Below are 25972 nucleotides of genomic sequence, written 5' to 3'. Positions count from 1 at the left end.
CACGCTGCGCGCGGCGCTTCGCAGCTACATCGATTTCTACAACCACCACCGATTGCACTCGGCCTTGGGCTATCTTTCACCCGTTGCCTTCGAGGCCAAATGTGCCTGACCGTCGGTGTCCACTTTTTCGTAGGAACTCTCCGGCTTCGCCGCCGCTTAACTCCAGCGTTAGGCCCGAAAAGCATGGGTGCCACATACCGATTCATTGCCGCCCCATCAGAATCGTCCGAGGTCCTCGGGTGGTTCCGGTCTTTGCCGTGCCCGCCTGAGGAAGTCCCTAACAAACACGGGACAACGCTCTACTTCAAAGAGCTCGGCCCGCTTGCGTATGACGTGGACGGACGTATCGACTCGAAGTCATCTCCCGTAGCAACAGTTTTCCTCCCGCAGGTTCGCCGAGGCTCACTTTGGACGGTTGGCGAGGTTCATTTTTTGGCCACACCGCTGCGGCAGCAATTCCCGCCCCTTCACAGGATTAGCTCTGCATTCTCAAGATGGCTCGCAACCTTGCCATGTGTTTACACAAACAAGCGCCAAGACAACGAGTTCAGCTACTACCTAGAAGGCTCTGTTAAAAACTTCGACGCGCCTGTGTACGCGTTTGGCTCGGGATTGAGCGCGCTTCAATCTGGTCGCTACTTCGTCGGAGAGCGCGACAATGACCGTGTCCTAGATTCTCTGTGCAAGGCACTTCGGCTTCGTGGGTTTCAGTGCGCTGATGCCTAACATCTCGTTCAAGGCGGACGGCTTCGCCGCCGCTTAACTCCAGTGTTAGGGCAAACCATGAATATTCGTTGGTTGCTGTATATCACTGCTCTAGCGTGCTCGGTGATTGGGCTTGGCGGTTGCGGGAAACATTCCGACAGGAATGTCTTTGGCAATGCCAGTGATGATCAACTTATGAGTCGTTGCACAACGGGAAGAGAAACGTCAGTCGCTTTGTACGTCAACGAGGGCGGGGGCGCCGCTGTAGGGACTTCGTGGTCTGTCACTACCGAGCACAAACCAGAGCTTGTGGAGCGTCAGATACTTTACTCAGGCTATCGGCCGGCAATATTGTCGCTTGCTTGCAGGCCGGATGGTTTTGATTTGACTACATCGGATGGAGTGTTGCACTTCAGCAATAGCGATATGGCCTTTCTGCGAAAAGTTCCTAGAGATCTCGGAAAGCGGCACCAAGGCTGACATGACTATTTCGGCAGCATCACGATTTCGCCCTAACATCTCATTCGAGGCGGACGGCTTCGCCGCCGCTTAACTCCAGCGCTGGCCCTACAACCGAACTTTCATCGATCTATGCACACTCTTAAAGCCGCGTTGTTGATGGTCTGCGTCCCGTGGATGCTCGTGAGCGCCTGTTATGCAGCGTCAGCGGCGAAGCCGAAAACCAGGTGTGGCTGGTTTGATAATCCGAGCCCAGGCAACGCCTGGCTCCATGATCGCGATGGAGAGTGGACGATTGCCATCCAGGGGGACTACGAGGCCCAGGGTGACTGGCCCCAGTTCAAGGACTCACAGTGGGTACCAGTCAACGGAATGCACGGGCATGGATGCGCCTGCCTGAAGGCTGTCGTTGATAAGAATGCGGGTCAGATCCTCCGCATCATTACCGCGAACGCGCGGCCCCTGAGTGCTTGCCGAAGGGATCCTGCACTCAGGGAACCGTGGGCCTGATCCCTCCATCGGGCGGGCAGCTTCGCCCGCTGCGCTGCCAGTGCAGTCTGGACCTCAACGACGCTCGCGCATGCCAATGCCCAAACCGACTGCCCTGCTTTTCCTGCTCGCACTCGCCTGCACCGCCGCGCAGGCACGACCCCCGGTGTGGCAGCCTTCGCCCGGTCACGTGCAGGTGCCGATCTGGCCCGGCGAAGTGCCGGATGCGCTGCCGCACCCGAAACCGGAGGCGGTGGCCGCGGACTGGCCCAAGGTCACCAACGTCAGCCGCCCGACGATGACCCGGTACGCCCCCAGGGGGCACAACACCGGCGTCGCCGTGGTGGTGTTTCCGGGCGGGGGTTACCAGATGCTGGCGATGGATCTGGAGGGCACGGAGATCTGCGACTGGCTGACGTCGCGCGGCATCACCTGCGTGCTGCTGAAGTACCGCGTGCCCGATTCGGGGCCGACCTGGAAGGACCACCACCGCTACTACCCGACGGTGCAGACGGCGCTGCAGGATGCGCAGCGCACGCTGGGGCTGGTGCGCCAGCACGCGGCGCAGTGGCGGGTCGACCCGCACAAGGTCGGTGTCATGGGCTTTTCCGCCGGCGGGCACCTGGTCGCCGCCGTGAGCACGCATTTCGAGCGGCGCACGTATCCGCCGGTGGATGCGGCTGACCGGCTGAGTGCCCGCCCCGACTTCGCCATCGCGCTCTACCCCGGCCACCTGTGGGCGCATGAGGACGAGGATCGCGCCACCCGCGACGAGACCGACCTGAAGCTGCGCCAGGACATCCACGTCACCCCCGACACGCCGCCGACCTTCCTGCTGCAGGCCGAGGACGACCACGTGGACGGCGTGGAGCAGTCGCTGGCCTACTACGTCGCGCTGCAGAAGGCGGGCGTCCCTGCGGAGTTGCACCTGTACGCGCAGGGCGGCCACGCCTTCGGCCTGCGTCCCGGCAAGCTGCCGATCAGCCATTGGCCCGCCCTGGTGGAGCAGTGGTTGCATACCATCGGCATGCTCGGCCCGGCGGAACGCAACTGAGCAAGGGAACCCGGCGCTCCACGTCCTCGACGCCGTCCCATCCACGCAAGGTCTGCTCATGAACCCACCGGAGTTCGCGGAAACCTACACCCGTGCCGAGCGGATCCGCTTCGCGCTGGCGGGCCTCGTGCTGGGCGCCCTCGGGCTCGCCGTGTGGAAGCTATGGATGCTCCCCTGGGTCGCCGGCTTCGCCGACACCGCACCGTGCCGGGCCGTGTTCGGCGTGCGCGGAACCACCGCCCTGTGGTTCGGCCTGTTCGTCGGGCTGCCGGCGCTGCTGGCCGCCCTGTTCGCCGTCGCCCTTGGCCGCCCGGGGCTGGCGGTACTGCGCGAGGGCCGGTACCCGCCGCGCGGCACCAAGGTGTTCCAGCCGACCCGTGTCCGCCACGGGGCGGCCGCGCGATGGATCGGCTACCTGCACGTGCTGGCGTGGACGCCGTTGCTGGCCATGGCCATCTGGGGATACGGGCAGGCCGCGGCCTTGTCCCGCCTGAAGGGAACGACCCGGTGTCCGACCCCGTCGCATGCGATGGCCCCGGCGCTCGATCGCCCTGTCTGACTCTGCCGCGGGTCGCCCGGGGGCTCGGAGTGCTGCGCGACAGCCGGCGGTGAACCGTTCCCGGCCCGCGGGCGCTGCGCTACGCTGCATGCGTCTGCCGGGGGGCTATCGATCGCATGGACGCACCATGGTTTCTCGCCTTTTTCGAGCTCTCGCCCGAGGCGGACGAGCGGGCGGTCAAGCGTGCCTATGCCACGCGCCTGAAGCAGATCGACCAGGAACGCGACCTGGAAGGATTCGCCCGCCTGCGCCAGGCCTACGAGGCGGCCTTGCAGTGGCTTGCGCAAGCGCCAGGCGTGCCCGCTGCCGTGCGAGGCACGTCGCCTGCGGGGGAGGACACGCCGCCGGCCATCGACATGCGACTGTCGGTGGCGCCTCATGATGCCTCCGCCGCCGCACCCGTCGTGGCGCCAGCCCCGGCTGCGCCCCAGGAAGCCCGCGCCGCCATGGAAGCCCTGGCCACCGCGCTGGGCGAAGGCCGGCCGGCGCGGGAGGCGCTTGCCGCAAGGCTCGCCAGCCTGCACGAAGGCCACCTGGACGCGGGCGCGGTGTTCGAGTGCATGCTGATCGACGCGCTGGCGCAGGGCACCGTGCCGGAACGCGTGGCACTGTTCGATGCCGCATGCGAGACGCTGGGCTGGATGGATGTGACCCGGCTGGCGCAGCTTGGCCCTCGCGGCCGGTGGATCGGCAGCGTACTGACCGAGGAGCCGGCGTGGCGACGGCAGGCGCAGTCGTTCGCCGGCGCACACTGGTTCGAGTGGCTCGGGCAGGCACGGCACGCAGAGCTGCCGCAGGCCCTCGCTTCCCAATGGCCGCGTGTGGTGTTGCTGTCGAGGCAATGCCCGCACCAGCTGCGCCTGCGGCTCTCGCCTGCCGCGCTGGCCGCCTGGCAGGCCGCCTTCAACGCGCTGCCCGCGCTGGACCGCGACCTGGCCGAGACCTATGCCGGCCAGGCTTCACCGGCCGCGCGCCGCCAGGCAAGGCCGCGGGTGGCGGAATCGGGGCGGGGTGCGCCCGTGTGGTCGGTCCTGGTAGGCATCTTTTTCGTCGTGAAGCTGATCGGCGGCCTGGTCGGCAGCCAGGGTTCGCCGGCCTACGTCCCGTCGCCTGCTCCGGTCGCCGCGCAACAGCGCCCGTCCACCGCCGAGCTCTGCACGCGGGTGGATGCGGCCATGCACATGCCCGGCGCACCACGCCCGCGCGACGAACGGGAGCGGCGCCAGGTGGTCGACCTGGTGCGCCATTGCATCGTGACGGGCCACTGGCGGGCGTTGCCCGACCCGGCACTGCAAGGGTTCGGTTTCGACCGGCCGTAGAGGCGGGCGCCAGCCCACCCTGCGACCGCTCAGGTGATCAGGGCCGCAGCCGCGGCATGCCGTGCTCGTCGCGTTCTTCCACGGCGAGCGAGCGCGTGTCCGGATGGGAAAGCCGGCCGTCGCGCGGCAGGTCGACGGTGGCCTCGCCGCGGGTCAGCGCCAGCGCATTGCGGTAACAGCGCTGGGCGAGCGGCACCTCGCCCTGGCCGACGCAGGCATCGCCCAGCGCTTCCCAGGCGCCGGAGCTCGGGGCGATGGCGAGCGAGCGCTCGAGGTAGGTGCGTGCCTTGCCCCAAAGTTGCTGGCGCACGCACATGCGGCCCAGCGCGAGCAGCAGGCCCGGGTCGTTGGGATGGGCATCGAGCCAGGCCTCGGCGCGGCGCAGGCGGGCATCCAGGTCGTCGCCATCGAGCGTGCCCCAGGTTTCGGCCAGCTGCGGCGACCATTCGCGGCGCAGCGCCGACTCGAGTTCGTCCATCGCCGGCAGGGCCAGGCCGAAGGCCATGGCGCGGCGGGCGTAGGCGTCGATGACCGCGGGCGCGCGGCGCTGGCCCTTGGGCAATTGCGACCACAACGCGTTGAGCGCCTGGCCGTCCGGGGCGGCCTGGATCGCGGCGACCAGCACCCGCGCCTCCAGTGCGGCGTAGCGCTGTGTGCCGAGCGCGCCGCTCTTGTGCAGCGGCTCCAGTGCCGCCAGCGCACGGCGTGGCTCGCCGGCGGCGAGCGCGGCCAGCGCCAGTTCGTGCCAGCCACCGGGGGTGAGGCTGCCGCTGTCGGCTTCCGGGTTCAGCAGCGCGAGGGCCTCGCCCGGCTTGCCGTCGCGGCGCAGCACACGCGCGCGCACCACGCGGGCCGCCTGCGGCGCGGCCGGGCCGGCCCGGTTGAGGATTTCCAGCGCGCGCGACGGCTCGCCGCGGCGCGAGGCGGCTTCGGCCGAGGCGAGCAGCGCCGGGCCACGCAGTGCGTCCAGTCGGGCAGCCCGCTCGAGGTCACGCTCGGCCTCGCCGTGGCGGCCTTCCATCAGCGCGACCAGGCCGCTGCCCAGGCGCTGCCGGCTGACCCGTCGATGGCGCCGCGTCATCGCGCCGAACGGCCAGCGCGCCAGCCGCCAAAGGCCGGCGAGGATCGCCCAGGCGAGCAGCAGAAGGAACAGTGCGGCCACCACGGTGGTTTCCACCCGCCAGCCGCGCAGGCGGACCAGCACGTAGCCGGGGTCCTCGGCGACCCAGTGCCAGCCGAACGCGGCCAGCGCCGCGGCCACGATCAGCAGCAACAGCCAGCGCCACAGCTTCACGGCCGGTGCCCCGCGCTGGCGGCGCGTGCCGGCGTGGCATCGACTGCCTGGAGCGCGTGCACCGCGCGCAGGTTGCGCAGTTCGGCCAGCGCGGCGCCCAGTTGCACCGGCGTGGCCGGCTTGAGCGCCCCGGCGAGGCTCGCCAGTTGCGCCTGCACATGGGCGACGGCCGGGTCGGCCGTATCGAACCGCGCGGCGAGACTGGCTTGCGCGCGGGCGATCGCCGCGTGCGCGCCATCGATGTCGGCGGCGAGCAGCGCGGCCTGCGCCTGGGCGAGGTCCAGCGCCGCCAGTTCGCGGGCGAAGCGGGCGTCGGCCACCGCCAGCGGCGCGCCGTTGTCGCGCTGCACGTTCACCACGCTGCCCAGCGCGTGGCGGATGCGTGCCCAGGCGCCGGTATCGGTGTTCGCGCTGGCCGTGTCCTCGCGCCTGAGCGGCAGCGTCTCCATCGCCCCGCGCAACTGCTGCAAGGTGTCGATCGCACGGGTGCGCGGCAGGCTTTGCTGCAGTGCCTCGCGCTCGGCGGCGATGCTCTGGCGCACGCCGGAGAAGGCACCGTCGTTCACCGCGGCGAGCGCCTGGTCGGCCAGGCCGTAGGCGGCCGCCGCGCCCTGCGCGTCGTGGAACAGTTGGTAACGCTGCTGGCCCATGCGCAGCAGCGTTTCGGTCTCGTCGAGCAGCATCGCGTCGTGGCCGGAAAGACTCTTTTCCGACAGCTTCGCGACCGCGTCCTCGAGGTTGCGCAGGCGCTCGGACTGGCCCAGCAGCTCCTCGCGCAGGCTGCGGTTGACCTGCTCGGCATCACCCAGGCGCTGGCGCAGCGAGTTGCGCTCGTCGCCGAGGGTGCCGAGGGTGTCCTCCAAGTGGCCAACGCGCTGGTCGAGGTTGTCGCTGGCGCTGCCCTGCATCTGCTGCCACTGGCGCCAGCCGACATACCCGGCCAGGCCCAGCGCGAGCAGGGCCAGCAGCAGCGCGAGCGCGAGTGCGCCGCCTCGACGGGGGGCCGGCGCGGGCGCGGGACGCGCGGCAGGGGCCGGGGCCGCAGGCGGCACCGCGGGAGGACGATCGGAAGCGAGGTCGTCTTGGCTCATGCGCGTCATGCTAGCAGCCCGCATGGCGGGGTTCGCATGACGGGCGTGAAGCCTGCGCCGGGGGCTGTAGAAGGCGACGGCGCGTGGCCCCCGATCGCGGCCGGGCAGGTCAGCGGGCGGCGGCCAGGAGGTCGGCCGGCATTGCCGAGGCCGCGCGGCGCACGTGGCGGAAGCCCGCCTCGCGGGCGGTCGCTTCCAGGCGTTCACTGCTGACGATAGCGACGGCCGCGCACAGGCGCGACCAGGCCTCCGGCGGCAGGCCGTCGCGCAGGTTGGCCAGGGCCTGCGCGCTGGACAGCAGCACGCGGGCGCCGCGCCGCAACCGCCGCAGCGCCTCGACATGCCGGCGATCCAGCCGGGGCGCGGTACGCCGATAGACCCACACCTCGCGCACGCGGGCGCCACCGTCGGCCAGGCGCTGCTGCAGCAGGCCCCGTCCGCCGGGCGCACCGACCAGCGCCACGCCACGGCCCTGCACCTCGCGCAGCGCGGGCAGGTCGAGCAGGCCCTCGCTGTCCTGCCGCCGCGTGGGTGCCTGCACGATCAGGCCCCGTCGGCGCAGCGCGGCGGCGGTGCCCTGCCCGACCGCCAGCACCGTGGCGCGCGTGCGCAGCGGTGCCAGCGCGGCGGCGAAGCGCACGGCGGCCGGGCTGGTGAAGAGCACCCGGTCGTCGTCGCGCAGCGCCTCGCGCAGTTGGGCGCGCGCCGCCTCGATGTCGTCGCGGGCACGCAGCGCCAGACCCGGCAGCAGCAGTGGCACACCGCCCCGATCGCGCACCGTGCGGGCGAAGGACGAGGCCGTGCCGGCCGGCCGGGTGATGACGATCACGCGGCCCGCGAGGTCGCCGGAGGTGGAAGCGTTAGGCACCGCGCAACCCGTGCAGTCCAGAGGCGGGCAGTGTAAGCCGCTCGCTACACTGGCCGCCTTCCCCCTCGATGCTGCCTGCCGTGACTGCCGATTCCCAGCTGCTCGCCGACGACCTGCTCCGCTTCATCCGCGACAAGATTCCGCTCGCCCGCGCCATGGACCTGCGCCTGCATCACTACGGCGAGGACGGCCTGGCCCTCGCCGCGCCGCTGGCACCCAACGTCAACGACAAGGGCTGCGCGTTCGGCGGCAGCCTTGCCAGCCTGATGACGCTGGCCGGCTGGGCGCTGGTCGAGCTCGAGCTGCAGCGGCGCGGCGAGGACTGCGACGTGTTCGTCGGCGACTCGCACCTGCGCTACCTCGAGCCCGTCTGGAGCGACTTCCGCGCCGAGGCCCGGCTCGCCGAGGGTGCCGGTTTCAGCGCCTTCTTCGACACCCTGGCCGAGCGCGGCAAGGCCCGCATCGACGTGCGCTGCAGCGTGCCCGGGAGCGCCGATCGCCCGGCCGCGACGCTGGAGGCGCGCTTCGTCGCCAAGCGGCGCGCTGGGGCACAATGAGGCCTCGTTCCCGGGGGAATCCACCATGCGCCGCCACCTGTTTCCGCTGCTCGCGTTCGTCGCCCTGCTCTGCGCCGGTTGCGCCACCGACCAGCGCAACCAGACGCTGATCACCACCCTCAGCGCCTATGCCGGCACGCTGCGCTGGGGCGATTTCCAGAGCGCGCAGCAGTTCGTCGATCCCGCCGTGCGCGCGGCCAACCCGCCGAGCGCGCTGGACCTGGCCAGGTATGCCCAGGTGCGCGTGACCGGCTACGACGAGGGCGCCGGCCCGGTGCCGGAGGGCGAGAACCAGGTCCGCCAGGTGGTGCAGATCGGCCTGGTCAACCTGAACACGCAGTCCGAGCGGACGGTGATCGACCGGCAGCTGTGGCGCTACGACCCGCAGAAGAAGCGCTGGTGGCTGATGAGCGGGTTGCCGGACATCACGCGGGAATAGCGGTTTTTGCTCCCCTTCTCCCGTTTCGGTCAGAGAGGAGGCGGGGGTAAGGGCCGCTCTTGCGCAAGACACACCTGCGGCCCTGATGCGGTGGCGGACTTCCCTGCGAGCCCCGCCCCCCACCCGAACCTCTCCCCGGAGGGGTAGGGCTCAGAAGCGGCACCTTTGCGCCCGCCGCCCCCCTCCCGGATAATCGCCGGTTTGCGCATCCGGCCGGGCCCGCCATGAACGACTTCCTGCACAAGCTCCCCACCTTCGTGGGCAACCACCTCGCGCTGTCGGCGCTGTTCGTGATCATCCTGGTCGCGCTGGTGGCGATGGAATTCGGTCGCCTGCTGCGCAAGTACAAGGAGCTCACCCCTGGCGGGCTGACCCTACTGATCAATCGCGAGAGTCCGCTGCTGGTGGATCTGTCCGCCCGCGCCGACTTCGAGAAGATGCACGTGCCCGGCGCGCGCCACGTGCTGCCCAGCCAGTTCGACCCCGAGCACAAGGACCTGGCCAAGGCCAGGGACCTGCCGGTGGTGGTGATGGACAAGGACGGCCGCGGCTCCGACCGGGCCGCCCAGCGGCTGGTCAAGGCCGGCTTCACCCGGGTCTACACGCTGGGTGGGGGCGTGCTGGCCTGGCAGCAGGCCCAGCTGCCGCTGGCCAAGGGCAACAAGTAGGCCGGTCGCCGGCTAGCGCTGTTCGCCGATGCCGGCGCGGCCGGCCAGGATCTGCGCCAGCACGTCCGGCGCGTACTCGAACGAATCGAAGTAGAGCCGGTCATCGGGCAGGCCCGCCTCGGCGAACATCTGCCGGCCGGCGTCGATCATCGCAGGCGGACCGCTCATGTAGACCTCGTGGCCGGACAGGTCCGGCTGGTCCTCCAGCACCGCCTCGTGCACCAGGCCGGCGCGCAGGCCCGTCGCGGCGGCCTGTTCCGGATCGGACAGCACCGGGTGAAAGCTCAGGTTCGGCGCCTCGCGCGCCCAGCGTTCGGCCAGCCCGCGCAAGTACAGGTCGCCCGCGTTGCGCGCGCCCCAGTACAACGCCATCGGCCGGCGGGTGCCCAGCGCCAGGAAGTGCTCGACGATCGCCTTGACCGGGGCGAAGCCGGTGCCGCCGGCCATGAAGACCATCGCGCGCTCGGAATCCTCGCGCGGCACGAAGGTGCCCAGCGGTCCTTCGATGTGCAGCCGCGCGCCGATCGCCAGCCCTTCGTGCACCCACGAGGTGAAGCCGCCGCCGGCGACGTGGCGCACGTGCAGTTCAATGCTGCCGTCCTCCCTCGGCCCGCTGGCGATCGAGAACGGCCGGCGCCGCCCTTCCTCCAGCAGCACGTCCAGGTACTGGCCGGGCAACCAGTTGAGCGGCCCCTCGCCGGGCACGGGCCTGAGCACCAGGCCGGTGACATCCGGTGCCAGCGGCCGCTTGTCCGCCACCTCGACGGCGAGCCGGCGACGCGCGATGTCCTCCACCGAGGTGACCTCGCGCGCGGCGATCGTCAGGTCGCTGGCCGGCACGGCCTGGCACAGCAGGATCGCGTGGCGCGCCACGGCGCTGCCGCTCAGCGCGACCGGCGGGTTGCGCGGGTAGTTGCACTGCCCGGCCAGCAGCGTGGCCTTGCAGCTGCCGCACACGCCGGCGCGACACGAATACGGCAGCGCGATACCGGCGCGTTGCGCCGCCTCGAGCACGGTTTCGCCCGGCGCGGCGGGAAACGTGCGGCCGGAACTCTGGAGGGTGATGGTGAACACCCGCGCATTGTCGCCGCGACCGCCGTGGACGGACAATGCACGCTTTCCCCTGGAGCGACCGCCCCCATGGCGATCTGGAAGCAGCCACCCGACCTCGATCGCGTCAACCGCTGGAGCGAGAACACGCTGATGCAGGTACTCGGCATCCGCATCACCGCGATCGGCGAGGACTCGCTGACCGGCACCATGCCGGTGGACGAGCGCACGCACCAGCCGTTCGGGCTGCTCCATGGCGGCGCCTCGGTGGCGCTGGCCGAGACCCTGGGCAGCACGGCCGCGCTGCTCACGCTCGATCCCGAACAGGAGGTGGCGGTGGGGCTGGACATCAATGCCAACCACGTGCGAGGCGTGCGTTCGGGCGCCGTCACGGGCACGGCAAAGGCGCTGCACCTGGGGCGCTCCACGCAGGTGTGGGAGATCCGCATCGAGGACGAGGGCGGCGCGCTGGTGTGCATCTCGCGGCTGACCATGGCGGTGGTGCCACGGCGGGCGGTGGTGCGGTGAACTACGGGCCGGAGCAGGCTCGCTTTGCTCCCTCTCTCCTCCGGGGAAAGGGTCGGGGCGAGGGGCCGGGGCTCGCGGGAAACGATCGCCGGAGCGCCCGGGAAGAAGCCGCTCACCGGTGGAGTACTGGCGTACGAGCGACCCCTCACCCCAGCCCTCTCCCCGTGGGGGAGAGGGAGCCAGAAGCATGAGCGCGGAAGCCCCTTACGCGAACCTGACCCCCGATCTGGTCCTGGACGCCGTCGGCGCCTGCGGCCTGTGGCCGGACGGTCGCCTGCTCGCGCTCAACAGCTACGAGAACCGCGTCTGGCAGGTCGGCATCGAGGACGCCGCGCCGGTGATCGCCAAGTTCTACCGGCCCGGCCGCTGGAGCGATGCGGCGATCGGCGAGGAGCACGCCTTCGCCCGCGAGCTGGCGGGGGACGAACTGCCGGTGGTGGCACCGCTGGCGTTCGACGGGCGCACCCTGCACGAACATGGCGGCTACCGCTACGCGCTCTACCCCCGCCGCGGCGGCCGCGCGCCCTCGCTCGAATCGGCCGCGCAGCTGGAATGGCTGGGACGCCTGATCGCGCGCCTGCACGTGGTCGGCTCGCGCATGCCGTTCCGGCACCGCGAGCGCATCGACCGCGCGACGCTGATCGAACGCCCGGCGCAGGCCGCGCTGGCCTCGCCCCTGCTGCCGCCGCACCTGGCCGATGCCTACCGCGACGCCATGCGCCGCCTAGACGACGCGGTGGCCACGCGCGTGGATGTGGTCGGCCCGGTACGCCAGCTGCGCCTGCACGGCGACTGCCACCCGGGCAACCTGCTGTGGACCGACGCCGGCCCGCACTTCGTAGACCTGGACGATGCGCGCACCGGGCCCGCGGTGCAGGACCTGTGGATGCTCGCGCACGACGATGGCGCCATGGCCGCGCTGCTGGAGGGCTACGCCAGCATGCGCGATTTCGATCCGGCCGAGCTCGCGCTGGTCCCGGCCCTGCGCGCCATGCGCCAGGTCCACCATGCCGGCTGGATCGCCGAGCGCTGGGCCGATCCGGCGTTCCCGGCGGCGTTTCCGTTCGCCGCCGAGCCGCGCTGGTGGGAGCAGCACGTCACCGACCTGCAAGGGCTGGCCGACGCGCTGGTGTGAGTCGCAGACGGCGCTGCGCAAACACGGCACACTCCGCGCTTCGCCAACCGTGCCCGGAATCCCTCTCGATGCGCAGCTTCCTCTTCCGCCTGATCGGCATCCTCGAAATCGCCGGCGGCCTGTACGGCGCCGCGGGTGCGCTGCGGCGCCTGCTGGCGATGGGTTCGACCTACGATGCCCTGCACGCGCTGCTCGCCCTGCTCGCCTTCGGCTTCGTGCTGCTGGCGGGCGTGTGGCTGGTCGAGGGCAGCGATCGCGGCGTGACCTTCTCGCGCGTGGCGCAGCTGCTGCAGCTGCCGTTGATCGCCACGCCGGTATTCAGCTACGCGCTGCATGCGGGTGCCTACCTCAACATCCACACCACCTTCCACCTGGCGCGGCCGTGGCTGGACTGGAACATCGGCACGCAGGGCTTCGTGCTGGCGATGGCCGGGCCGGCGGTCTCGCGCATCGGCGTGAACCTGCTCGCGGTGGTGTCCTGGCTGATCCTCAGGTTGCGCTAGCGGTGTCGGAGGACGCACCCGTGCGCGACCGCCCTGCCCTGCCTCGCTCTGCGGCGTGACGTGACGGGCGCGCACGGGTGCGCTCCTACAGGTGCCGGGTGCTGCACCGGTATCATGGCGCGATGAACACGCCTTCCCCGCACGATCCCGCCGCGCTGCCGCGCATCCGCCTCAAATCCGACCGTGCGCCGGGCCACCCGTGGGTGTGGTCGGCACAGGTCTACAAGCCCGAGCAGCGGCTGCCGCCGGGCAGCGTGGTCGAGGTGCTGGACAGCAAGGACCGCTTCGTCGGCCGCGGTTTCTGGAACGGCCATGCGCGCATCGCGCTGCGCCTGCTCACCAACGACCCTACCGAAACGATCGACGCGGCCTGGATCGCCAGGCGCATCACGCGGGCCGTCCAGCTGCGCCGCGAGCTGCTGCAGCTGGACCGCGCCAGCGACGCCTGGCGCGTGGTGCACAGCGAGGGCGACGGCCTCTCCGGCCTGGTGGTCGACCGTTACGCGGACATCCTGGTGATCGAGTACTTCGCCGCCGGCATGTGGAAGTTCCGCGAGGCGATCCACGCCGCGCTGCTCGAGCACTTCCCCGGTGCCCGGCTGTACTGGTTCGCCGAGAGCCACGTGCAGAAGCAGGAATCCTTCGACTGCCGCAGCCCCGAGCCGCCCGCGCCGGTGCAGGTGCACGAACACGCACTGGCCTTCCACGCGGCGCCGGGCCTGGGCCACAAGACCGGCTTCTTCGCCGACCAGCGCGAGAACCGCCGCCGTTTCGCGGAATTCGCGCGCGGCCGGCGCGTGCTCGACCTGTGCTGCAACTCCGGTGGCTTCGCGGTGCATGCGATGGCGGCCGGTGCGCGCGAGGCGACCGGCGTGGACATGGACGCGGGAATCCTGGAAATCGCCCGCGCCAACGCCGCGGCCAATGGGCTGACGGTCGACTTCCAGCAGGCGGACATCTTCGACTGGCTGCGCGAGGCCGCCGCCCGCGGCGAGCGGTACGACGCGGTGATCCTGGACCCGGCCAAGCTCACGCGCGACCGCAACAAGATGTTCGACGCGCTGAAGAAGTACTTCGCCATGAACCGGCTGGCGCTGGACGTGATCCCGCCCGGCGGGCTGCTGCTGACCTGCTCGTGCACCGGCCTGGTCGCCGAGGCGGATTTCCTGGAAATGCTGCGCCGCGTGGCGCTCAACGCCGGCCGCGAGATCCAGGTGCTGCAGGTGACCGGCGCCGGGGCCGACCACCCGGTGCGCGCCGACGTGCCGGAGGGTCGCTACCTCAAGGCGGTGTTCTGCCGGGTGGAGTGATCCCGCCCTCAGGCGGGCTCGGGCTCACGATCCGCCGAGCGCCGCACCACCGGCCGCGCGTCCCGGTCGAATACCAGCGTGCTGTGGCGCTGGGCGCGCATGGCCTGGGCCTCGCGGGGGTCGACGTCCAGCGCCATCGCTTCCTCGGCAAGGGTGACCGCCGCCGGCCCGTGCCGGCGCCGGGTGCGATGGGCGAAGCGGGCCTGGTTGTAATAGGCCCAGCTGGCGAACACCACGGCGCAGACCAGTGCGTAGCCGAGGATCGCCAGCAGGTCGGAGGTCTGGTTGGCATACGCCTCGGCCGACAGCTCCACCCAGGCGGTGCGCAGGCCGGCCAGCCAGGCCACCAGCGTGAGCACCGGCAGCCACAGGTACAGCCACAGCATCCACGCCACCAGGGTCGCCAGCGAGGACAGCGCGCGCTTGGCCGGCGTGCGCCGGCGCTCGTTCTGGATCAGGAATCCTTCGGCTTTCATCGCAGCCCCCGGTCCGGGCTGACCCACACCGCGCGCACGCCGCGGCGCTTGAGCAGCGCCCTGGGAAACGCGACCACGGTGGTCAGCGTGTTGATCATCCAGTAGGCGATCGGGTACCAGATCATCCAGTAGTAGTTGCGCCCGATGCGCATCTCGTAGCGCCGGTCGATCACCAGGCTGAGCAGGAACTGGGTCAGGCAGGTCAGCCCAAGGATCACCCCGTGCCAGCGCGGCAGCAGGCTGGGGACCGCCAGGCCCGGCGGCAGCGGCACGAACTTGCCCACTGCCCACAGCGCGACCACCACCAGCATCAGGTAGGCCCACACCAGGCTGAGCAGGTATTCCAGCGCCACCGGCCACATGCGCCGGCGGCGCCAGTTGAACAGCCCGCCGGCATAGCGCAGCAGCACTTCGCTGCCGCCCTGGGCCCAGCGCAGGCGCTGGCGCCACAGACCGTGCACGGTCTCGGGGGTGAGCAGCCAGCACAGCGCGTTGGGTTCGTAGCGCACGTCCCAGTGGCGCATCTGCAGCCGCCAGCTGACGTCGATGTCCTCGGTGACCATGTCGACGTTCCAGTAGCCGACGTCCAGCAGCGCGCGCTTGCGGAACGCCGCGATCACGCCCGACACCGTGAAGATGCGTCCGTACACGCGCTGGGCGCGCTTGATCAGGCCGATGATCGAGGAGAACTCGCCGACCTGCAGCTTGCCCAGCAACGTCGAGCGGTTGCGGATGCGCGGGTTGCCGGTCACCGCGCCCACGCGCGGGCTGTCCAGCAGGTGGCGCATCATCCAGTGCGCGGCGTGTTCGTCCAGCAGGGTGTCGCCGTCGATGCACACCAGGAACTCGTGGCGCGCGGCCAGCGCCGCCATGCGCAGGCCCATCGCCTTGCCCTGGTTGCTGGCGAAGTGGATCACCCGCAGCTGCGGCACCTCGGCGGCGAGCGCGTCCAGCAGCGCGCCGGTGTCGTCGGTGGAGCCGTCGTTGACCGCGATGATCTCGAACTCCGGCCAGCGCTGGCGCGCCAGTTGCCCGATCGTCTCGCGGATGTGCGTGCCCTCGTTGTGGCAAGGCACCAGGATGCTGATCGGCGGCTGCTCGGCCAGCGCCTCGGGCTCGGTGCGTGGCGGCTGCCGGCGCTCCCAGCGCAGGAAGTAGAGGATGCTGCCGCTCATCCACAGCATCGACATGACCAGCGGGTAGTAGAAGGCGAAGTCCAGCAGCATCGACAGGGCGTGATGCGTCGTTTCCACGATCAGCGCTCCTTGTACGGATAGGTGGCCGAGGAGATCCCCGGGCGGATGCGTTCGAGCTCGGGGTGGTCGGCCGGGAAATCGTCCGGGTAGTAGCCCAGGTGCAGCGCACCGTGGACCTGCAGCTGGCGCATGCGCGCGAGCAGCGTGTCCGTGTCGATTGGCTGGTGGGTGCGCCAGTCTTCGGCGGCCAGTTCGAACACCGTTTTCCCGCGCGCGCCCGGCACCGCGGCGACGGCCGCCGCGAGGCGCCCGAACCAGGCCTTGTCCGGCCTGGCGCCATCGAGCTGCGGCATCGCCATCAGGCCCACTTCGTCGTAGCCCGCCGCGAAGGCCGGCAGCGACTGCGCGAACCATGCCTCGGCCTTGCGCTCGAGCACCGGCGCGGCGAACAGGTTGCGGGCGGTGCGCAGCTGCGGCCGCCAGCGGCGGGCGCGCTCGACCAGTGCATGGGTGTAGTCGACCAGCCATGCCGTGCGCGCCGGCCCGGGCGGCGGCGCGTCGTGCAGCCGGTCGGTGTCGCGCAGCAGTGCGTCGTCGGAAAACAGCAGGCCGTCGAACTTCGCGTGGCTGGCCAGATCCTCGTAGAGGTCGCCGACCCACTGCCGCACGGCCGGCTGCGAGGGATCGAGCCGGGCCACGTCCTTGCCCTGGCCCGCGAGTACCAGCGTGGCCACCGGATCGTTCGCGCGCGGGCGGAACGCCAGCGACGGCATCCAGGCATAGACATGCACGCCGGCACGGGTCTGCAGCTGCCAGGCCACGCGCGAGAACAGGTCCGCCCGCATCGGCAGGTGCCGGTTGGGGAAGTACAGCGCGTCCGCCACGCCGTCGCCGTCCGGATCGGCGTAGGCCTGCAGCCAGACCTGGTCGATCCGCATGCGCTTGATCCGGTCGAGCAGCTGCGAGAGGTTGCGCTCGCGCTGCGCCGGATCCGGGTCGTAGACGTAGTCCAGGTCGACCTGCACCACCCGGCGCGGCTCGACCTCATGGACGGGCAACAGTTGCCAGGCCAGGTCCGCCACGCCCGGGTCGCCGCCCAGCAGCAGCCGTGGCAGGGTGCGGTCGCGCGCCGGGTCGGGCACGTCGTCGGCCAGCGTCAGCGACATCGCCATGCCGAGCCGCGCGGCGATCTCGCGCGCCGGGCGGTTGTACGCACCGTAGGGCCACGCGATCGCCTGCGGCGCCACGCCGGTGTGCTCGCGGATCGCCGCCACGCTGCGCGCGAGGTCGTCGGTGATGCGCGCGCGCCAGGCGGCCTCGCTCTCGTAGGTACCGCTGGCCGGATCGTAGCGGCGGGTCACCGCCGCGGGCAGCAGGTTGCCCTGCGGGTTGCCGACGATGCCCTCGTGCAGCGCGTCGGTATGCGAGGCGATCTCGACCAGGCCGGAGCGCTGCATCTCGCGCACCTGCGCCCAGCTGACGAAGCAGGCGGCGTCGCAGTCGCGGCCGTTGTAGTCCAGCCGGTCCCCCGGCGGGGTCTCGATCCAGCCGGTCACGAGCGCGAGCAACGCGGGATAGTGGTAGGCCTGCAGCAGCGGGTAGACGCGCGTGTAGAAGCTCTCCAGTCCGTCGTCGAAGGTGAGCAGGAACGCCTTGTCCGGCAGCGCCGGCCCACCGTGTCCGGCGGCACGCACCTGCGCCGCGCTCACCGCGGTCCAGCCGTTGGCGTGCAGGTATTCGAGATGGCCGACCAGGTGGTCCAGGCTGGTCGCATCCGGGTCGGTGCCCGGGCCCTGCGCCGGGTCGCGAATGTCGTGGTAGCTCAGGATCGCCAGCCGCCCGGCATGGACCGGCGCGGCGACGAGCAGCAGCAGGGCGAGGATCAGGTGGCGCATGTCACTCCCCCCAATGCAGGGTCAGTTCGAGCGTGGCGCGCGTCTCGCGGCGGCCGTCGTAGGGCTGGCTGTGCCAGCCGAGCCGCCAGCCCAGGCCGAGCCCCTCGCGCGGCTGCCAGGCCTGGCCGTAGCCGACCTCGGCCACCCACCCGGGGGCGTAACCCTGCTGCGCGTAGCTGCCCACCGCCACGTCGACGAGCTGGTGCCAGCTGCGCCCGTAGCGCTCGGCCAGCACGTGGTCCAGGTGCGCGGTCACCGTCGCGGCGCCGTCCCGGCGTGGGTTGAAGTAGGCGGTATCGGCCAGCGTGTTGTGCGAGGCGTACAGGTCGGCCCCCAGCTCCAGCTGCAGGCGCGGGCGCGTGAGCACGCGGCCACCGAGCGCGAGGTCCGCGGCGCGGCGACGGTTGCCGTCGCTGAAGTTGGCCGCCTGCAGGCCCAGCCGGGCGCCGAGCAGATCGCTGGCACGCCACTGCACGGTGCTGTCCAGCGTGCGGCCGTGGATGCCGTAGTAGCGGGCACGCAGCGGGATGTCGGCGCCGGCGCTGCTGGCGTCCGCGCTCCACGCCCAGTGGTCGCCGATCGCCCAGTCGAAGCCCGCCTCCAGCGCGGTCGGGTCGTCGCCGGTGCCGCGCGTGGGCAGCGCCTGCAGGTAGGCCTGCACGCCGCGCCACTGGCCCCGCAGGCCGACGCCGGCGTCGGTGCGATGGGCGTCGCCCTCGGGCAGCGAAGCCTGCGCATGCCGGGCGACACCGTAGATGCGCCAATGCCCGGCGAGCAGCGGCGAGGCGAGCGTGGCCAGGGTGTCCTGGTCGCGGTCGCCGTAATCGGGGGTGTTGCCGCGACCGAACGTCTGCGCCAGGTCGAACTGCCAGCCGCGCTGGCGATCCCAGGCGCGGCGTGCACGCTGCACCTGCGCATTGCGTGGATAGCGCGACTCGAGCGCATCCAGTTCCGGCTCGACGCCCGCAAGATCGCCCAGGTCGCGGTGCGTCTCGAGCAGGCCCAGCCGCGCGCCGAGGTCCTGCGGATCCAGCCCCCGCGCGATCGCAAGATCCTGTTCGGCCCGACGGGGCCAGCCGCGGCTGCGTTCGTTGTTGCCCAGTTCGCGCCGCCAGGACGCGCTGGCCGGCGCCTCGCGCACGCCCGCGGCGAGCCGCGCCTCGGCCTCGGCGAGCAGGCCGGCGTAACCGCGCAGGAGGGCGGCGTTGAGGTCATCCTCGCTGCGGTGCGGGTTGGCCACCGGCGCGGACTGCCCCGGCTCGTGCAGCCAGACCGGCTGCGCTGCACAGGCCGCGTCGATGGTGCGGCGTGCCGGCTCGTACTGCCCGGCCTCGCTGTAGGCGTACATCAGCGCGATGGCCGGATCGGATTCGCCTTCGGGGATGCTCCCCGGTGCCACCGGACCGGCGCGCTCGAGCAGGCGGACGGCCTCCTCCGGCCGCTCGCGGTCCAGCAGGGCTTCAGCCAGCGGTCGCAGCACGTAGGCCGGCAGGGCGTCGCGTTCGGCCGGGCCCATGGCGTCATAGGCGGCCACCACCTCGGCGTCGCGGTCGGCGCCGTGCAGGGCGACCAGCCGGTCGAGCCAGGCGCGGCGGACGATCGCCGGCGCGTTGGCGTGGCGGGCAATGACCGCGTCGAGCTGGCGTACTGCCGTGTCGGCGGCCGCGTAGGGATCGGCGCCGGGTGCCACCGGGTCGCGCACCGCGCGGCGGGCGCGCTGCGCCGCCACGTCGGCATCCAGCCGGGCCAGCAGCGCAGGGTCGGCCGGCAGGGCCCGGGCCAGTTCGCGCGCGCGGCTGGCCGCGCCGGCGTCGGCCAGGATCGCCACCTGCCGGCGCAGCAATGCCGCGTCATCGGGGTGATCGCGCAGCGCGCTCTCGCACAGCGCCAGGGCGCGGGTCCATTGCCCCGATGCCCGCAGCTGGTCGATGGTCGCGGCGACGTCGCCCGAGGCGGCACCGGCCACGGCGGGTGTGGCCGACAGTGCCGCGCACACCGCCGTGACGAGCGCAAGGCGCCGGCAGCCCGCCGGAATGGGGCCTTGAATGGGCATTGCCGTTTTCCCCCTGCTCCTGTCCGGCGCGCCGGCATCCAGCCCGTCAGCCGGCCGGCTGCCCGATCGGTTCACGGTCCGTTTTTCGTGAACTCTATCACATATTTTTTACACCGCTTGGCCGTCCAGACGGCCACCCGGCGAAGCTCCGCGGCGCCGGCCGTCGGCTGACATGCAGCCTCCCCGCCCGACCGCATCCCGGAGCCCGGCTGCCCGTCCGCGGGGCTCCAGGACGCAAGGGCCCGTGCACACCGCGTTGATCGGCGGGCTCGCCACACTTCAGTCCGATGAGCACCCGTCCGAGCGAACCCGATCCCGGCCTGCGTGCCGAGGTGCGTGCGGCCGGACTGGTCTACGTCAGCGATGCGCAGCCCGGCATTCGCCGGCTGCACCGGGGCAAGGGTTTCGCCTATCGCGACCCGGACGGCCGGCCGCTGACCGACAAGTCCGAACTGGCGCGCATCCGCGCACTGGCGATCCCACCGGCCTACGAAGACGTGTGGATCTGCGCCGACCCGCACGGCCACCTGCAGGCCACCGGGCGCGACGCCCGCGGGCGCAAGCAGTACCGCTACCACCCCGACTGGCGCGCGTTGCGCGACCACGGCAAGTTCGACCGCATCCTGGCCTTCGGCGCCGCGCTGCCGGGGTTGCGCCGGCGTACCCGCCAGGACCTCGCGCGATCCGGGCTGCCCCGCGAGAAGGTACTGGCCCTGCTGGTGCGCCTGCTGGACGAGACGCTGATCCGCGTCGGCAACGAGAGCTACGCCCGCGACAACCGGAGCTACGGCCTGACCACCTTGCGCTCGCGGCACCTGCGCGTGGTGCGCGGCCGCCTGCGTTTCTCGTTTCGCGGCAAGAGCGGGCAGGAGCAGGAAGTCGAGCTGGACGATCGCCGGCTCGCGCGGATCGTGCGCCGCGTACAGCAGCTACCCGGGCAGCGGCTGTTCCAGTATCTCGACGACGCGGGGGAACGCCAGCCGATCGACTCGGGCATGGTCAACGACTACCTGCACGACGCCTGCGGCGAGGCATTCAGCGCCAAGGACTTCCGCACCTGGGGCGGCACCGCCCACGCGGCCGGCGTGCTGGCGTGCACGCCGCTGCCGGAAAAGGGGGGCGAGCGCGCCCGCCGTCACGCCCTGGTCGAGGCGGTCAGGCAGGTCGCCGAGGTGCTCGGCAACACGCCGGCGGTCTGCCGCAAGTCCTATATCCACCCGGAAGTGTTCGAGGGCTGGCGCGACGGCAGCCTGCAGCGGGCGGTCACCCCGGCCTGCGCCGCGCATGCGCGCCAGCTGGAAAAGGCGACCCTGCGCTTCCTGCGGCGCCGCCTCGGGCCCGGGCGTCGCGGCGGTTGAGACGGCGGCGGGTAAACTTGGGCAGGTAACTTGCCGGAACCTGCCATGCCCCTTGCCGACATCCTCCTCGCCCTGCTGCTCTTGACCAGCCTGGCCATCCTCGCCCTGCAGGTGGTGCTGATGCGCCGCGGCCGCGACGACGAGGGCCTGGCCCTCCGCCTGGACGCGCTCAAGCACGACGGCGAGCGCCTCGAGCGCACGCTGCGCGAGGAGCAGCGTGCCGGCCGCGAGGAGCTGCAGCAGGGCTTCGACCGCTTCCGCGGCCACGTCGCGGAGCAGCTGGCCGGCATCTCGCGCGAGCAGGCCGAACGCATCGACGGCTTTGGCCAACGCCTGGAAGGTCTCACCGCGCGCACCGACGCCGGCCTGCAGGCGCTCGCCCAGCGCCTCACCGACGATGCCCGCAAGAGCCGCGAGGAGGTCGGTCTCACCCTGGCCCGCGCCAGCGACCAGCAGCGCCAGCAGCTGGCCGCGCTCACCGCGGACAACGAAAAGCGCATGGGCGAAGTGCGCGCGACCCTGGAAGCCCGGCTCAAGGCGCTGCAGGACGACAACGCCGCCAAGCTGGAGCAGATGCGCGCCACCGTCGACGAGAAGCTGCAGAGCACGCTCGAAGCGCGCCTGGGGCAGTCCTTCCAGCTGGTGTCCGAGCGGCTCGAAGCCGTGCAGCGCGGGCTGGGCGAGATGCAGAGCCTGGCCAGCGGCGTAGGCGACCTGAAGCGCGTGCTCAGCAACGTCAAGAGCCGCGGCATCCTGGGCGAGGTGCAGTTGGGCGCACTGCTGGAACAGTTGCTCACCACCGAGCAGTACGAATCGAACGTGATCACCGTGCCCGGCTCCAACGAGCGGGTGGAGTTCGCCATCCGCATGCCCGGCCAGGGCGACGTCGACAGGCTCTACCTGCCAATCGATGCCAAGTTCCCGGTCGAGGACTACCAACGCCTGCTCGAAGCGCAGGAACTGGCCGATGCCGAGGCGGCCGCCGTGGCCGGCCGCGCGCTGGAGCTGCGCGTGTGCGAGGAGGCCAAGCGGATCAAGGCCAAGTACGTGTCGGTGCCGCACACCACCGACTTCGCCGTATTGTTCCTGCCCACCGAAGGCCTGTATGCCGAGGTGATCCGCCGCCCCGGCCTGTTCGAACTGCTGCAGCGCGAGCACCGGGTCGTGGTGGCCGGGCCGACCACGTTGAGCGCCCTGCTCAACAGCCTGCAGATGGGCTTCCGTACTCTGGCCATCGCCAAGCGCAGCTCGGAGGTGTGGAACATCCTGGGCGCGGTGAAGACCGAGTTCGGCAAGTTCGGCGACGTGCTGGACAAGGTGAAGAAGAAGCTGGACGAGGCAGGCAGGCACATCGACGCCACCGGCGTGCGCACGCGCGCCATCGAGCGCAAGCTGCGCGGCGTGGAGACGCTGTCGGGTGAGGTCACCCAGGAGTTGCTGGGCGTAGTGCCCGAACTGGACGCGGATCTCGAGGAGGACACGCTCTAGCGCGGACGCCGCACCCGCGTCCCTATCCGGCCACTGCGGCCGCCTCCTCGGCAAACCGGGCCGAATCGGCCGTCTTCCTGATCACCAGCTGGTAGTCGAAACCGATGATTTCCAGCTGGTGCAGCTTCAGCCTCAGGAACATGTTCAGGGCGCCCGCCGGGTTGTCGATGACCCGGTCGTAATAGCGCCAGAAGTAGTCGTCGAACACCATCACCCCGCCGACCTTCAGCATTTCGAAGCACTTGATCGCATCGACGATGACGTCGTCGCTGTGGTGCGAGCCATCGACGTAGATCAGGTCGAACACAGAGGGCCGGAAGTGTTCGGCGAAGAAGTCGAACGAGGTGCCCTTGTATTTGCGGACCCGTTCGCCGAAGACGGCAAGGTTGGCGTCGAAGCTCTGTTCGATCCTCGAAAGCACGGTCTTGCCCTTGGCCTTGCCTGCCTTGTGTTCGTCGGCACCCTCCCAGGTGTCGACGCAAGTGAGGCGCGCATTGGCGAGCTGGCTCAGCAGGAAATAGGCCGACAGGCCCTGCCAGCTTCCGATTTCCAGGCAATCCAGGTGCGGTCGGGCATACAGGTTCTGCTCATCGAAGAACCTGAGCCAGGTGGGAATGTTCCCGGTGAACCAGTCGCTGTCCAGGCTGAGCGTTTCCTTCAGCTGGCGGAATTCCAGCTTCCTCGCGCGATAGCCTTTGTGGCGATGCCGGTTGGCGAAATAGTGGGACGTGTGCAGCGCGTAATACTTCGCCATGACCCAGAAAGGGGCATCGGCCTTGCGCAGGAAACGGAACTTGTGGAGCTGGTTCTCGGTGGCCCTCAGGACTTTCATATGCGGTCCTCGCATTCATCCAGGGTGCTTCGGTGCAGCCAGCCATGAAGCCAGTGGCGTTTTTCCACCGGACTTCATAACGCTAAACTGGCGCCCCCGCAAGCCACGGCAGTCCCGCATGAGCGACCCCCACAAGCCCGACGACGTCACCCGCGAGCAGGCCGAGGAGGCAGTACGCACGCTGCTGCGCTGGGCCGGCGACGATCCTGCGCGCGAGGGCCTGCTCGATACGCCCCGTCGCGTGGTCAAGGCCTACCGCGACTGGTTCTCCGGCTACGCGGAGGATCCGTCGGAGTTCCTCAAGCGCACGTTCAAGGAGGTCGAGGGCTACGACGAGATGGTGGTGCTGCGCGACATCGAGTTCGAGAGCCATTGCGAACATCACATGGCGCCGATCATCGGCCGCGCCCACGTGGGCTACCTGCCGACCAACCGCGTCGTCGGCATCAGCAAGCTCGCCCGCGTGGTGGAAGGCTATGCGCGCCGCTTCCAGGTGCAGGAGAAGCTCACCGCGCAGATCGCCCACTGCATCCAGGAAACCCTGCAGCCGACCGGCGTGGCCGTGGTGGTGGATGCCAGCCACGAGTGCATGACCACCCGTGGCGTGCACAAGCGGGGCGTCTCCATGGTGACCAGCCAGATGCTGGGCGCGTTCCGTGACGACGCGCGCACCCGGTCGGAATTCCTCGAGTTCATCGGGATCCGCGGCGCGCGCTGACGTTCCGCCGGCCGCGCGCTGTAGGCCAAGCGCGCCGGCCACAACCGGCTGACGATCGCGGATCGGGCAACTCGCGTGCGGCGCTTGCCACTGCGACGGGCGGCCTGCTCCAATGCCTCGATGCGCCGCCTGCTCCCGCTGCTGGTCCTGCTCTGCGCGATCGCCCATGCGGACGACTATCCCTCCAGCGTGGCCGCCTACCTGGCACGGTTCGACCAGGATGGCGACGGCCGCATCGGGCCGCAGGAGTACGTCGACTACCTGAGCGCCGGCTTCCGGGCGCTGGACGCCAACCGCGACGGCGTGCTGGAGGCCGCGGAGCTGCCAGCCGGGCCGCGCCGGACGCCGCGCACGCTGGCCGCCTTCCAGGCCGACCTGCGGGCGCAGTTCCGACGGATGGATCGCGACGGCGACGGCTTTCTCAGTGCTCGGGAGATGGCGCTCCCGCCGCGCTAGTTGCGCACGGTGGCACCGACGCTCCCGGAAGGCCCGGTGGCCCCGCGGGCCGGCGCCGGCTTTGGCGCTCCCGGCGCACGCCGGCGTTGCTTCCCGCGCAGCAATCCGGGCGCTTCGATGGGGTATCGTGCGCGCTTGCCCGCCAGTGAGCCCCATGGACCCGACCCACACCGCACTCAGCGACTCGCGCCGCCGCGCGGCGGTGGCCTTCATCTTCGTGACCGTACTGCTCGACATGCTGGCGTTCGGCATCGTGATCCCGGTGCTGCCGCACCTGATCGAACAGCTGGCCGGCGGCGGCATTGCCAGGGCCGCCTGGTGGGTGGGGGTGTTCTCGACCGTGTTCGCGGTGGTCCAGTTCGCGTTCTCGCCGGTGCAGGGCGCGCTGTCGGACCGCTACGGGCGGCGGCCGGTGATCCTGATCTCGAACCTGGGCCTGGCCATCGATTTCGTGGTGCTCGCGCTGGCGCCCACGCTGTGGCTGCTGTTCGTCAGCCGTACCCTGCTGGGCATGACCGCGGCGAGCTTCACCACCGCCAACGCCTACATCGCCGACATCACGCCGAGGGAAAAACGCGCGGCCGCCTACGGCATGCTGGGCGGTGCGTTCGGGCTGGGCTTCATCGTAGGGCCCGGGCTGGGCGGCTTCCTCGGTGACATCTCGCTGCGGTTGCCGTTCTGGGTCGCCGGCGCGCTGGCGCTGTGCAACTTCCTGTACGGCTTCCTCATCCTGCCCGAGTCGCTGCCGAAGGAACGCCGCACGCCGCGCTTCGAGTTGCACAGCGCGCATCCGCTCGGATCGCTCAAGCTGCTGCGGCGCTACCCGCAGGTGCTGGGCCTGGGCGTGGTGATGTTCCTGGTCTACCTGGCGCATTACGTGCTGCAGACCACCTTCGTGCTCTATGCGGACTACCGCTACGGCTGGGGTCCGCAGGCGGTGGGCTTCGTGCTGATGCTGGTGGGTGCCTGCGACGGCTCGGTGCAGGCCTTCCTCACCGGCCGGCTGACGCCACGCTTCGGCGAGCGCCGGGTGTTGCTGGCGGGCATGGCCTGCGGCATCGGCGCGTTCCTGCTGATGGGCGTGGCGAAACAGGGCTGGCTGTTTCTTGCGGGGATTCCGCTGATGGCCCTGTGGAGCCTGTCCGGGCCGCCGATCCAGGCCATCATGACGCATCAGGTGGACCCCTCCGAACAAGGCCGCCTGCAAGGCGCGATCACCAGCCTGGGCAGCTTCGCCGGCATTTTCGGGCCGTACCTGTTCGCGCAGGTGTTTGCCTTCTCGATCGCGCCCGCCTCGCCGGTGCATCTGCCGGGCCTGGCTTTCGTGCTGTCGGCGCTGCTGCTCGCCGCCGGCACGGTCATCGCGGCGCGCGTGACCGCTCGCACCGCGCCGCCGGCGGCCGCCGGAGCCACCCGGGACGGCGTCGGCGCCCCCGGCGCGTTACCGCACGATTCCTCCCACTGACGCTGGA

25 protein-coding genes and 1 pseudogene are annotated in these 25972 nt (G+C 70.8%); 17 read left to right on the top strand and 9 right to left on the bottom strand.

From position 1 onward, the window contains the following. From VFH59_RS05905 to VFH59_RS05885, 5 genes and pseudogenes are all read left to right on the top strand, one after another. Positions 1-109, top strand: a pseudogene (locus VFH59_RS05905) (IS3 family transposase); the annotation flags it as partial. Positions 110-1296: 1187 nt separating this feature from the next. Beyond that, entirely contained in the window at positions 1297-1674 is a 378-nt protein-coding gene (locus tag VFH59_RS05900; protein ID WP_325163957.1) for a DUF4087 domain-containing protein, read from the top strand. Positions 1675-1744: 70 nt separating this feature from the next. After that, positions 1745-2707, top strand: a complete 963-nt coding sequence (locus VFH59_RS05895; RefSeq protein ID WP_414655855.1) for an alpha/beta hydrolase — start codon at positions 1745-1747, stop codon at positions 2705-2707. A gap of 58 nt (positions 2708-2765) precedes the next feature. Beyond that, a complete protein-coding gene (locus VFH59_RS05890) occupies positions 2766-3266 on the top strand; it encodes a hypothetical protein (protein ID WP_325163956.1) in 501 nt (166 codons plus the stop codon). Between the two features lie 116 nt (positions 3267-3382). Further along, complete coding sequence (locus tag VFH59_RS05885; protein ID WP_325163955.1) at positions 3383-4585, top strand: hypothetical protein; 1203 nt, start codon at positions 3383-3385, stop codon at positions 4583-4585. 37 nt (positions 4586-4622) lie between these two features. On the opposite strand, the gene VFH59_RS05880 is transcribed toward VFH59_RS05885, so the two are convergent. The 3 genes from VFH59_RS05880 to VFH59_RS05870 form a co-directional block, all read right to left on the bottom strand. Next, a complete protein-coding gene (locus VFH59_RS05880; RefSeq protein ID WP_325163954.1) occupies positions 4623-5879 on the bottom strand; it encodes a heme biosynthesis protein HemY in 1257 nt (418 codons plus the stop codon). Then, entirely contained in the window at positions 5876-6970 is a 1095-nt protein-coding gene (locus VFH59_RS05875; RefSeq protein ID WP_325163953.1) for a uroporphyrinogen-III C-methyltransferase, read from the bottom strand. Before VFH59_RS05875 ends, VFH59_RS05880 begins: the two co-directional genes overlap by 4 nt. Positions 6971-7079: 109 nt before the next feature. After that, a complete protein-coding gene (locus tag VFH59_RS05870) occupies positions 7080-7838 on the bottom strand; it encodes a uroporphyrinogen-III synthase (RefSeq protein WP_325163952.1) in 759 nt (252 codons plus the stop codon). 68 nt (positions 7839-7906) lie between these two features. Here VFH59_RS05870 and VFH59_RS05865 point away from each other — a divergent pair, with 68 nt between their 5' ends. The 3 genes from VFH59_RS05865 to VFH59_RS05855 all read left to right on the top strand — a co-directional run bounded on the left by VFH59_RS05865 (position 7907) and on the right by VFH59_RS05855 (position 9502). Continuing rightward, positions 7907-8395 (top strand): YiiD C-terminal domain-containing protein, encoded by a 489-nt coding sequence (locus VFH59_RS05865; protein ID WP_325163951.1) that lies wholly within the window; start codon positions 7907-7909, stop codon positions 8393-8395. A gap of 25 nt (positions 8396-8420) precedes the next feature. Then, positions 8421-8834, top strand: a complete 414-nt coding sequence (locus VFH59_RS05860; RefSeq protein WP_325163950.1) for a hypothetical protein — start codon at positions 8421-8423, stop codon at positions 8832-8834. Between the two features lie 224 nt (positions 8835-9058). Continuing rightward, a complete protein-coding gene (locus VFH59_RS05855; protein ID WP_325163949.1) occupies positions 9059-9502 on the top strand; it encodes a rhodanese-like domain-containing protein in 444 nt (147 codons plus the stop codon). A gap of 12 nt (positions 9503-9514) precedes the next feature. Here the strand turns inward: VFH59_RS05855 and VFH59_RS05850 are convergent, their stop codons facing one another. Then, positions 9515-10612, bottom strand: coding sequence for a 2Fe-2S iron-sulfur cluster-binding protein (locus tag VFH59_RS05850; protein WP_414655854.1), 1098 nt, complete (start codon positions 10610-10612; stop codon positions 9515-9517). Between the two features lie 30 nt (positions 10613-10642). Between VFH59_RS05850 and VFH59_RS05845 the strand changes: the two genes are divergently transcribed. The 4 genes from VFH59_RS05845 to VFH59_RS05830 all read left to right on the top strand — a co-directional run bounded on the left by VFH59_RS05845 (position 10643) and on the right by VFH59_RS05830 (position 14028). Then, on the top strand, positions 10643-11080 hold the full coding sequence (locus VFH59_RS05845; RefSeq protein ID WP_325163948.1) for a hotdog fold thioesterase: 438 nt from the start codon (positions 10643-10645) through the stop codon (positions 11078-11080). A 187-nt stretch (positions 11081-11267) separates the two neighbouring features. Then, complete coding sequence (locus VFH59_RS05840) at positions 11268-12215, top strand: serine/threonine protein kinase (RefSeq protein WP_325163947.1); 948 nt, start codon at positions 11268-11270, stop codon at positions 12213-12215. 68 nt (positions 12216-12283) lie between these two features. Then, a complete protein-coding gene (locus VFH59_RS05835; protein WP_325163946.1) occupies positions 12284-12718 on the top strand; it encodes a hypothetical protein in 435 nt (144 codons plus the stop codon). Positions 12719-12840: 122 nt separating this feature from the next. After that, on the top strand, positions 12841-14028 hold the full coding sequence (locus VFH59_RS05830) for a class I SAM-dependent rRNA methyltransferase (protein ID WP_325163945.1): 1188 nt from the start codon (positions 12841-12843) through the stop codon (positions 14026-14028). A gap of 8 nt (positions 14029-14036) precedes the next feature. Here VFH59_RS05830 and pgaD read toward each other — a convergent pair whose 3' ends face one another. Genes pgaD through pgaA form a run of 4 tightly spaced genes read right to left on the bottom strand, consistent with a single transcriptional unit; the run spans position 14037 to position 19648 of the window. Beyond that, positions 14037-14504, bottom strand: coding sequence for a poly-beta-1,6-N-acetyl-D-glucosamine biosynthesis protein PgaD (gene pgaD, locus VFH59_RS05825; protein WP_325163944.1), 468 nt, complete (start codon positions 14502-14504; stop codon positions 14037-14039). Further along, positions 14501-15730 carry a poly-beta-1,6-N-acetyl-D-glucosamine synthase gene (gene pgaC, locus VFH59_RS05820; protein ID WP_325163958.1) on the bottom strand — a complete coding sequence of 410 codons (1230 nt, stop codon included), beginning with the start codon at positions 15728-15730 and terminating at the stop codon, positions 14501-14503. Before pgaC ends, pgaD begins: the two co-directional genes overlap by 4 nt. Before the next feature lie 29 nt (positions 15731-15759). Then, positions 15760-17595 (bottom strand): poly-beta-1,6-N-acetyl-D-glucosamine N-deacetylase PgaB, encoded by a 1836-nt coding sequence (gene pgaB, locus VFH59_RS05815; RefSeq protein ID WP_325163943.1) that lies wholly within the window; start codon positions 17593-17595, stop codon positions 15760-15762. 1 nt (position 17596) lies between these two features. After that, positions 17597-19648: a poly-beta-1,6 N-acetyl-D-glucosamine export porin PgaA gene (gene pgaA, locus VFH59_RS05810; RefSeq protein WP_325163942.1), complete on the bottom strand. Its 2052-nt coding sequence runs from the start codon at positions 19646-19648 to the stop codon at positions 17597-17599. Between the two features lie 287 nt (positions 19649-19935). Between pgaA and VFH59_RS05805 the strand changes: the two genes are divergently transcribed. Next, complete coding sequence (locus VFH59_RS05805; RefSeq protein ID WP_325163941.1) at positions 19936-21006, top strand: DNA topoisomerase IB; 1071 nt, start codon at positions 19936-19938, stop codon at positions 21004-21006. Between the two features lie 45 nt (positions 21007-21051). After that, a complete protein-coding gene (rmuC, locus tag VFH59_RS05800; protein ID WP_325163940.1) occupies positions 21052-22494 on the top strand; it encodes a DNA recombination protein RmuC in 1443 nt (480 codons plus the stop codon). A 22-nt stretch (positions 22495-22516) separates the two neighbouring features. Here rmuC and VFH59_RS05795 read toward each other — a convergent pair whose 3' ends face one another. Further along, entirely contained in the window at positions 22517-23326 is an 810-nt protein-coding gene (locus VFH59_RS05795) for a class I SAM-dependent methyltransferase (protein WP_325163939.1), read from the bottom strand. Positions 23327-23444: 118 nt separating this feature from the next. On the opposite strand from VFH59_RS05795, the gene folE reads away from it, so the two are divergent. The 3 genes from folE to VFH59_RS05780 all read left to right on the top strand — a co-directional run bounded on the left by folE (position 23445) and on the right by VFH59_RS05780 (position 25965). Beyond that, a complete protein-coding gene (gene folE / locus VFH59_RS05790) occupies positions 23445-24044 on the top strand; it encodes a GTP cyclohydrolase I FolE (RefSeq protein ID WP_325163938.1) in 600 nt (199 codons plus the stop codon). A 120-nt stretch (positions 24045-24164) separates the two neighbouring features. Continuing rightward, positions 24165-24500, top strand: a complete 336-nt coding sequence (locus VFH59_RS05785; protein ID WP_325163937.1) for a hypothetical protein — start codon at positions 24165-24167, stop codon at positions 24498-24500. Positions 24501-24654: 154 nt separating this feature from the next. Continuing rightward, positions 24655-25965 (top strand): TCR/Tet family MFS transporter, encoded by a 1311-nt coding sequence (locus VFH59_RS05780; RefSeq protein WP_325163936.1) that lies wholly within the window; start codon positions 24655-24657, stop codon positions 25963-25965. The last annotated feature ends 7 nt before the right edge of the window (positions 25966-25972 follow it).

Origin of the sequence: Frateuria sp. (genome assembly GCF_035695185.1) — a bacterium.
GTDB lineage: Bacteria > Pseudomonadota > Gammaproteobacteria > Xanthomonadales > Rhodanobacteraceae > Frateuria_A.
Note: the sequence above shows the minus strand (reverse complement) of the source record. Positions and strands in the feature narration are given on the sequence as shown.